The organism is Corallococcus llansteffanensis, from assembly GCF_003612055.1.
Classification (GTDB): domain Bacteria; phylum Myxococcota; class Myxococcia; order Myxococcales; family Myxococcaceae; genus Corallococcus; species Corallococcus llansteffanensis.
In genome coordinates, this window is the sequence record NZ_RAWB01000395.1 from 1 (window position 1) to 9,373 (window position 9,373).

The window sequence follows — 9,373 nt, forward strand, 5'->3', positions numbered from 1 at the left end:
GCACCCCACCACGCCCATCCCCCACCTCCTGTTCGCGAAGGCCGTGGCGTCGCTGGACGCGGAGGGGCTCGCGTGGCTCGTCGAGCGCGACCCGACGGTGCTGGGCAGCGCGAAGGACGTGGTGGAGGAGGTGACGGAGCCCCTGCGGCGGACCGTCACGGAGGCGTGGAGCGCGGCCGTGGACACCTCGCCCGCCTGGGGCACGGAGCTGATGGCGCAGCTCCAGGACCCCGCCGTGCGCGAGCACGTCTTCCAGCGCTGGAGCGCGGCGGTGCGCAACCGCGACGGCGTCATCCCGCTGGGGCACCTGGAGCGGCTGCCCGTGGACCTGCGCGAGCGCGAGGCGCGGCGGCACCTGCACGAGGTGGTGGCGCTGGGCACCCGGGCCGAGGCGCGCTTCGTGTACGCGCGGCTCTTGCCCTGGGACGAGGCGCTGGGCGAGCTTCGCGGCGCGCTGGGGCATCCGGACGCGGGCATGCGCGGCGCGGCCCTGGGCTCGCTGCTGGCCCTGCCCGGCCTGCGTCCGGACGAACCCGCTTGGATGGCACCCGCGCTGGCGATGGTGCTGGCCCGGAAGAACGAACAGGACCCGGTGCGCGGGACGATGTTGCAGGCGCTCGCGGAGTGGCCCCGGCGGATGTGGAAGGCCGAGCACACCGAGGCGCTGGGCCGCATCCTGCGCGACGCGCTGGACGCCGCGGACCTGTCGTCGTCGACGGCCCAGGTGGCGGAGCGGCTGCTGGTGCGGGCCTTCGGCGCGGACCCCGCGTGGGGGGCGCCGTGGCTGGGCACGTTCCTCAAGGAGCGGGGCCACCTCCAGGACGCGGGGCTGGGGCACCGGCTGAAGGACGAGGAGGTGCGGAGGGCCGCGCCGTACCTGCTGGCCCTCGCGAAGGGCTGGGCGGAGCGGGAGCGCGGCGGGCCCCTGCTCCAGCTCGCGGCGAGCCTGGGCAAGCGCGCGGCCCTGGTGCCCGGGCTGTCGGAGTGGCTCGTCTCCGTGCGCGACGCGACGCCCGACGGGCGGCTGGCGGTGGCGCTGAGCCAGTGGCTGTCGAAGGAGGACCGGCCGCGCTTCGAGGCGACGCTCGCGGGCGCGCTGCGGCGCTGGCGGGACCGGGGCTGGGACGACGAGGTGGTGGCGCTGGCGCTGCGGGAGCCGCGCGACGTGCCCCTGCACCGGGAGCTGGTGGCGGAATTGGAGCGGGTGGCGCTGCGGCTGGGCAAGCCCTCCGCGAACGCGCTGTGGCTCCTGCGCTCGCGTGCGTGGGAGGACTTCGACCGGATGCTGCCCACGCTGCTCAAGCGGGACGAGAGCGCCATCGCCATCCCGGTGGTGCGCGAGTACCTGCACCGGCGGCGTCAGGATCTGCTGGGGCCGTTCCTGGCCGCGCCGGTCATCACCGGGCAGTTCGCCACGGGGGCGACGCATTGGCTCCTCCCGTTCGACTCGGGCTTCTTCCGGTGGACCGCGGAGCAGAACCGGGCGTATTCGCGCGCGCTGTCGAAGCTGTGCGAGGACCTGGAGCGGGACACGCCCACGCTGCTGCTCGCGGTGACGCGGCTGGCGGCGCTGGACTGGGCGCCGATGGACGCGCTCCAGGCGATGGCGGACGACGCGCGGCCCGCGGTGCAGGAGCGGGCCCTGCGGGTGCTGGCGCGGTGTGACCAGGGCCAGGGCGTGCCCACGCTGCTCAAGTGCCTGGAGGACAAGCGCGCGCGCATCGCCATCTACGGCCTGCGCCGCGCGTTCAACGGCATGCCGCCCGCGCGGGTGCTGGCGCTGCTCGCGGACGTGCCGCTCTCCAAGGTGACGGTCGCCAAGGAGGTGGTGCGGCTGCTGGGCGAGCTGCGCTCGGAGGCGGCCTATGCGCGGCTGCTGGAGCTGGACGCGCTGCCCTTGCACCGGGACGTGCGCATCGCGCTGCTGCGCGCGCTGTGGGACCACCTGGACCGCGAGCCCACCTGGGCCGTGTTCGAGCACGCCGTCACCGGCGAGGACGCCATCATGGCCTCGCGCGTGGGGGACATCCCGGCGGACCGGCTCACGGAAGCGCTGGACGCGCGACTGTGCGCGCTGCTCGCGAAGGTGCTGGCGCGGCCGGAGCCCGACGCACGCATCACCCTGCTCCAGCGCGCGGCGTGGTTGCAGGTGAAGGACCGGGAGCGGGTCTTCCTCGCCGCGTGCGGCGCGCGGCTGGTGTCGCCCTTCGACGACGAGGTGCGCGCGGCGATGGGGGCGCTCGTCCACCGGTCCGACGAGCACGACCTGCCGTTGATGGCGCGAATGCTGGAGGCGGTGGTGGACGACCGGCGGGCGCTGGCCGTGGCGCTGGAGTCGCTGCTCCAGCCCCGGGAGCGGATGCGTCCCGTGCCCCTGCGCACGGTGCGCCTGCTGGCCGAGGAGGTGCTGACACACGACCCGCGACTGGCCACGCTGCGTGTGCGCTGCGCCGTCATCGCGCTGGAGCCGGAGGACTTCGCCAGCCACCTGGATGCCCTGGGGAAGGCGGGATGGCTTCACGCGGACGCGCTGATGGCGGCCCAGGTGGCGGTGGCCCAACTGCCCGTGGAGTCGCTGAGGGCCGTGGGCGCGCGGCTGGGGGCAAGCTCCAGCCCGGAGGTGCGGCGTGTGGCCGTCCAGTGCCTGGTGCGCGATGCGCAGGAGGGGCGCGGCTGGACGCCGGAGCGGCTGGAGACGCTCGCCGCGCTCCAGCGGGACGACTCACCGCTCGTGGCGGGCGCCGCGCAGTTCGTATTCCCGCCGCGCGAGGTGGTGAAGACGCCGCCTGGGGAGTGAGTCATCCAGGCGGTGTGAGGCATTGCCGGGAGGCCCCTCCTCCCGGCGCCAGGCTCACAATCACAGCTCAATGCCAGACCCATCCGTCTGGCGCCTCATGCGCCACGGGCCCACGGGGTTCAGTTCGGCAAGCGCTCCAGCGCATCGGGCACCCGGGTGGGCGCTCCCGAGGACCCGCCCCGCACGGCCTCATCGGCGTACTGCTCCAGCGCCAGGGCCCGGTGGGCCACGGTGTGCTCGGCGAGCACCCGGGCCCGGGCGCGCTGGCCCAACTGGAGCCGATCCGCTTCCGGCATCTCGCGCAGGTAGCGCAGCATGTCCTTCGACGTGCGCGCCACGACCACTTCTTCGCCCAGCGAGAAGAGGTCCTCCAATCCCTCCCAGGGGTCGCAGATCAACGACGCGCCGCACGCGGCCGCCTCGAACAGGTTCCTGCCCGGCGTGTGCTCCGCTCGCGAGACGGCCAGCGTGAAGCGCTGCGCGCCGTAGAAGGCCGGGTGCTCGCGGGACGGTGTGGCCGCGTGCCGTTTCACGTTTCCGAGCCACGCCGCATCCGCATCCACCACGGACATCGTCCCGGCAAGGAGGAAGCGCCCTTCGGGCCAGTCACACGCGACATCCAACAGCAACGGCTTCAACAGCGACCGGCGCTCCGCCGACAGCAGCCCCAGGTGCCCCAGGTCCCAGCGCACGCCGTGCGTCCTCGGGGCGAAGTGCTCCGCCTGCACGCCGGGCAGCAACACGCGCGCCCGGGGCACACCCCACTCGCGCTCCAACCTCCGGGGCACCGGCCCCCCACTGGAGCACAGGAGGATCCGGTAGCCCGCGAGATGCTCCAGCGTCAGCCGCGCCGCATCCTTGCGGAGGGCCTGCCGCTGCAACGTCCGGGGCGTGTCGTGGTCCCAGAAGGCGGTGAGGCCGCGCGCGGTCTCCGTCGCCCAGCGCCCCACCTCCGCGACCCCGGGCACGTCCGAGTCCACCAGCACCAGGTCCGCACGCCGCACGTGGGAACGGAAGCGCGCATCGAGGTCCGCCACGCCCAGGTACGGCGTGCAAGGCGTCTCCACCTCCAGCCGCCGCGTGTGGAGCCCCATCTGCTCCAGGAGCAGCACCATGTGCCCCCGCTGTCGCAACGCATGCGCGAGCTGCCTTGATGCCGAGCCGACCTTCACGTCAGCGCTTGCCCCGCCCGGAGGCCCCAGGAAGACGATGTTCATCCATGTGGGCCTCCTTCTCGCCCCCGCACCTCCAGGGCTATCGCTTCCTCCCGCCGACGAACAAGGCGCTGACCCCGGGGTCGCGTGAACTCCTCAACGGCCCGAGGCCCCAGCCGACCGCGAGTGTGAAGTGACGTCGGGCAATGGACCGTGGCCCCTCCCTCCAAGGCGAGGGGCCCGTGTCACGAAAGCGTGACGACTACTTCGTGGCCGCGTCGGGCTTGATGGGAGGCGTGTTCCCGGCAGGCGCCGCGGCGGGCTTCGCGGCCCCGTCCTTGCGCAGCGGACACGCGACGATGGCGCCCGTGGGGTCGATGGCGTCCTTGCCCTCGTCCACCTTGAGCACCTTGCGGTCCTCGCCCACGACGAACGTGTAGCGCTTGGACACCGTCAACACCGGCATCTTCACGTCGTACGCGGACACGACCTTGCCGTCCGGATCCGGGATGAACGCGAAGGGCGCCTTCAGCTCCTTCTTGAAGCGCGCCAGCGTCTCCGCGTCGTCCGTGGAGAAGGCCAGCACCTGCCCCTGCACCTGCTCGATGTCCTTGTAGCGGTTCGTGTAGGCGGTCAGCTCGCGCGTGCACCCGCCCGTGAACGCCTTGGGGAAGAAGGCCACGATGACGGGCCCCTTCTTCACCATCTCCGACAACGTGTAGGTCGCCCCCCCGGTGTCCTTCACCGTGAAGTCCGGGGCGGTTTCGCCCACCTGGGGAATCGCTGCGCTGACCAATCCGACGACGAGCAGGGGAATGAGCATGGCCGGGACTTAACGGTCCCCGGAGCTCGGGACAAGCCGGGGGACAACCCGCCCGGCCCCCTACTACGTCTGGTTCAGCCGCTCCCAGACGGCCGTGGCGGCCTCGCGCGCCTGGTCCGCCACCACGGAGGGGTTCACGGACAGGGGCCTGCGCGCCCAGACGCGCCACACGCCGTCCACCATCACCGCCTCCACGTGCCGGCTGCCCAGCCCGTGAATCACGTGCCACGCCAGCGTCTCCGCCGTCAGCGGCGTGGGCGACAGGTAGTCCAGCACCAGCAGGTCCGCGACCGAGCCCTCGCGCATGGGACCGATGGCCGCCTCGAACACCTGCGACGCCAGCCGGTGGCCGTTGGCCAGATAGCGCAGCACATCAATGGGCTGCCCCGCCTCGCGCGAGCGCAGGTACGCCGCCTGCGCCTCCGCGAAGAGGTCCGACGACGTGCCGTCGGTGCCCAGCGACGCCCGGGCCCCGAACTTCAGCGCGGGCGCGTAGCCCACCTCCTGCCCCTGGTTGGAGCGGGGCGTGTGCACGAGCCACGTCCCCGTGGCCAGCACCTGCGCCAGGTCCGCCCACTCCAGGTGGCCCGCGTGCGCCGCCATCGCGCGCGGCGACAGGAGGTTGCCGTTGAGGAGCCGGGTCACCGGCGGGTTGCCGTGGCGCTCGGTGGACAGCCGCTCGTCCAGCGGGTCCTCCGCGAGCGGGAAGTGAAGCCCGGTGCCGGAGGTGTTGAGCGCCTCTCCCAGCCCCTGGAGGGCGTCATCGCTCAGGGTGAAGCAAGGCCCCGCGCCCACCTGACCCCGGAAGCGACCCCGGGCCTTGCGCGCGAAGCTGACCGTCTCCTCCAGACCCTCCTCGCGGCCCACCGCGCCCATGCGGTCCGTCACCGCGTAGGCCAGCACGCCGCGCACGCCCACCTCGTGGAGCCCGCGCGCCAGGCGCAGCAGCGAGCCCGTCACCGCGCGGGGCGAGGAGTGCAGGTCGAACAGCGTGGTGGTGCCGCACTGGATGGACTCCAGGCCTGCCGCCGTGGCGGCCACCTGCACCGCGTCCAGGTCCAGGGCGTTCTCGAAGGGCCAGCGCACCTGCTCCAGCAGGGCCTGGTACGACGCGGGCGTCGGCCGCACCCAGCCGCGCGCGAGCACCTGCGCGAGCCGGTGGTGGGCGTTGACGAGCCCCGGGAAGACGAGCTTGCCGGACAGCGCCACCACCTCGTCGTCAGGGCCGGGCGTGAGGTCCTCGCCCCGCGCCACGATGCGCTCACCTTCGATGCGCAGGTCCACCCGCTCCACGGAGGCGGGCTCCAACTCGACGACGTAACCACCCTTGAGGACGGTGCCCAACATCCCTCCCTGCATGCGCGACGGTGCGCGAGGTTCGCGACGGAGGCCCCCTCCCCTTAGGGGTCCCGCTTCGAGCGCGGCAGGTTAGCACCGCACCCCCGTCCCCGGTCACCGGGTACGGCCCTCCTTCCACCCACACCCGTCGTCCCGGCCCGCCTGACACGGTCCGCATGGGCCCGCCCCGGCGCTCCCGCTCCCCTGAAACATCGAGGTGACAGGGGGCTCCCCTGGTAACAGCCAGGCAGGCAGCCCTGGAGGACCTTGGGCGGCGGGGGTGGGGGCCCGTAGACTGCCCGCACCGTGGCGTCGGAATCCGGCATCTCCTGGGCAGGGCACTACCGCTTGAGCGCGCGCATCGCGACGGGCGGCATGGCCGAGGTGTACCTGGCGCGCCCCATCGCGCCGGACGGACAGCGGGGCCCCTCCGTGGCCGTGAAGCGGCTGATGCCGCACCTGGTCGCGGACCGGCGCATCGTGCAGATGTTCCTCAACGAGGCGCGCATCACCGCGCAGGTGCGCCACCCCAACGTGGTGTCCATCCTGGAACTGGGCATGGAGGGTGGGGAGCCCTTCATCGCCATGGAGCTGCTGGAGGGACGCTCGTTCGCGGAGGTGCGGCAGGAGGCCGCCGAGCGGGGCCAGCGCGTGCCCCTGGGCATCACCCTGCGCGTGCTGGTGGAGGCGTGCCGGGGGCTGGATGCCGCGCACCGCGCCGTGGACGAGGCGGGCCGTCCGCTGCGAATCGTCCACCGCGACTTCACGCCGGACAACATCCACGTGGGCGTCAACGGCGCGGTGAAGGTCATCGACTTCGGCATCGCGAAGGCGGACGCGCTGGGCTCCGGCACGGAGCCGGGGACGCTCAAGGGCAAGTTCTTCTACATGTCGCCGGAGATGATCGCCGGCCGCAGCGTGGACCATCGCGCGGACCTGTTCGCCGCGGGGGTGATGCTCTACGAGCAGCTCTGTGGCCGGCGCCCCTTCACCGGCATGTCGCCCGACGAGGTGCTGTCGCGCATCGCGGAAGGACGGCCGAAGCCGCCCACCGCGTTCGACCCGTCGGTGCCGCAGGCGCTGGAGGCGGTGTGCCTCATGGCGCTCGCGAAGGACCCCGAGGCGCGGTTCGACAGCCTCCAGACCTTCATCGCCGCCATCGAGCACATCGGCGGTCCCGCGGAGGTCGCCGCGCCGGCGCAGGTGGCAGCCTACCTGGACACCCTGTTCCCGCCCGACAGCGACCCCAAGCGCCTGGCCCTGCGCCGCGCGAGGCTCGCGGACCCGTCCAACTCGGGCACGGGCGCGGAGGCAGGAGCGAACTGGCCCGCGGAGCTGGGAGGCTCGGCGTCGCGGGCCGGTGCGCAAGGCTCGGGGCCCGTGGGCCAGGGTGGACCGGGCGGACCGGCCGAGTGGCCCAGGATGCCGGTCGGAGCCGACGGCGCCTGGCCCGCCCCACCGGAGGCCACGCCCCGGGACACGAGCGCGGATACGACGTCCACCCGGGTGACCTCGCACGAAGAGGTGCGCGGGTCCGGGGCGGCGGCCTCCGCGCCTCGGGGTGAAGGCCCGGCCGTCGCATCCAAGAAGCCTCCCCGCGCCTCCCCGGCGGACGGGGGCGGCACGCGCACCCGGTCGCGCTGGGGCATCGCCCTCCTCACGGGCGTGCTCGCGCTGGGCGGTCTTGGCGCGGGGGCGACCTGGTACCTGCGCCGTCCGGATGTCCCTCCCACCGCCCGACTCGCCGCCGCGGAGGCCGCCACGACGCTGGAGGCGAAGCTGTCCGCGCTGGACGGGCTGGGCCAGGACCCGCGCGCCACCGCCAAGGAGCTGGCCCGCGCGAGCACCCTGCTGTTGAGCCTGGGCGCCCACCCTCAGGCCCTGGCGCTGGCGGAGACGTACACCGCGCGCTTCCCGAAGGAGGCGGAGGGGCACCTGCTCGCCGCGCGCGCCGCCACCGAGCTGCGCATGGGCAAGCGCGCCGAGCGCGCCATCGAGGAGGCCGCGCTCCTCGCCCCGAAGGACATCCGCGCGCCGCTGGCCCTGGCCGAGCTGCGGGCCCGCCAGGGCGACGTGCCGGGTGCGCTGACGGCGCTCGCCAAGGCGTATGCGCAGGCGCCGGGCTCCGCCCAGGTGGCCCCCCGCTACGGACAGCTCCTGTCGCAGGGCGGCCGGCTGGACGAGGCCTCCACCGTGCTCTCCACCTGGACGCGCCAGCACGACGACGCGGCGGCCATCGCGGAGCTGGGCTTCGTGCGCTTCCGCCAGGAGAAGCTGGACGACGCCGTCTCGCTGCTCAAGCGCGCGCTGAGGAAGGCCCCGTCGCTCGCGGTGGCCCACTCCTACCTGGGCGCCGTCCTCTTCCGGCAGGGCGACCTTCGCGGCGCCGAGCGCGAGTACCGGGAAGCGGAGCGTCTGGCCCCGGACGATCCGCGCGCCCTGACGGCAAGGTGCCAGCTCCACGCCCACGAGGGCAACACCGCGGCGGTGGCCGAGGTGAAACGTACGCTGTCGGAAAAGTTCCCCGACCGTGCGTCGGCGCTGGCGGCGGAGTGCGGTCCGGGGAATTAAATCCCCTCTCATGCGATTTCGCCTCCTCGTCCTCGCCGCGACCAGCCTGCTGATGACCGCCGCCGCGTGCGACCCCGCGTCGGATGACCCCGCGCCCACGCCCGACGCCGGGACGCAGCAGCCCCCGGACACCACCGCCGGAGACGTGGCGCCCGCGGACCGCACCGCCTGTTCGGGCCTCACGGTGACGGCGGGCACCTACGACTGGACCGTGGAGCACGGAGGCCGCACGCGCAACTACCGCGTCCACGTGCCCCCGGGCTACGACGCCACGAAGCCCACGCCCGTGGTCCTCAGCTTCCACGGCTTCGGCGCCACCGAGCAGGACCAGGAGCTGCTGAGCAACCTCTCCCGGCTGGGCGACACCGAGGGCTTCATCTCCGTCTACCCGCGCGGCCTCAACTTCCCGGAGGTCCTCGGTCGGGGCGACGCGGACAGCCGGAGCTGGAACGGCGTCGCGTGCTGCGGCCCGGCCCAGGCCTTCAACGTGGACGATGTGGGCTTCGTGGACGCGCTGCTCGCGGACCTGGACGCGCGCGTGTGCACGGATCCGCGCCGCGTCTTCGCCAGCGGCATGTCCAACGGCGCGTTCTTCTCCTACCGGCTGGCCTGTGAGCGCGCGCAGCGCATCGCCGCCATCGCGCCCGTCGCGGGCATGGAGGGCTCGGTGGCCTGCGCCCCGTCCCGCCC

The 9,373-nt window shown here is 73.7% G+C and carries 6 protein-coding genes; 3 read left to right on the forward strand and 3 right to left on the reverse strand.

What is annotated here, in order from left to right; translation table 11 throughout:
* Nucleotides 1-2,797, forward strand: a 2,797-nt coding sequence (locus tag D7V93_RS29525; RefSeq protein ID WP_120646563.1) for a hypothetical protein, incomplete at its 5' end; no start/stop codon positions are given.
* 119 nt (nucleotides 2,798-2,916) lie between these two features.
* Here the strand turns inward: D7V93_RS29525 and D7V93_RS29530 are convergent.
* From D7V93_RS29530 to D7V93_RS29540, 3 genes are all read right to left on the reverse strand, one after another.
* Entirely contained in the window at nucleotides 2,917-4,014 is a 1,098-nt protein-coding gene (locus tag D7V93_RS29530; RefSeq protein WP_120646564.1) for a CgeB family protein, read from the reverse strand.
* 199 nt (nucleotides 4,015-4,213) lie between these two features.
* Nucleotides 4,214-4,774: a peroxiredoxin family protein gene (locus tag D7V93_RS29535; RefSeq protein WP_120646565.1), complete on the reverse strand. Its 561-nt coding sequence runs from the start codon at nucleotides 4,772-4,774 to the stop codon at nucleotides 4,214-4,216.
* A gap of 63 nt (nucleotides 4,775-4,837) precedes the next feature.
* Nucleotides 4,838-6,118, reverse strand: a complete 1,281-nt coding sequence (locus D7V93_RS29540) for an amidohydrolase family protein (RefSeq protein ID WP_120646567.1) — start codon at nucleotides 6,116-6,118, stop codon at nucleotides 4,838-4,840.
* 369 nt (nucleotides 6,119-6,487) lie between these two features.
* Here D7V93_RS29540 and D7V93_RS29545 point away from each other — a divergent pair, with 369 nt between their 5' ends.
* Both D7V93_RS29545 and D7V93_RS29550 read left to right on the forward strand, forming a co-directional pair.
* On the forward strand, nucleotides 6,488-8,683 hold the full coding sequence (locus D7V93_RS29545) for a serine/threonine-protein kinase (protein ID WP_120646568.1): 2,196 nt from the start codon (nucleotides 6,488-6,490) through the stop codon (nucleotides 8,681-8,683).
* A 10-nt stretch (nucleotides 8,684-8,693) separates the two neighbouring features.
* A partial coding sequence (locus D7V93_RS29550) for a CE1 family esterase (RefSeq protein ID WP_120646566.1) occupies nucleotides 8,694-9,373 on the forward strand: 680 nt, incomplete at its 3' end.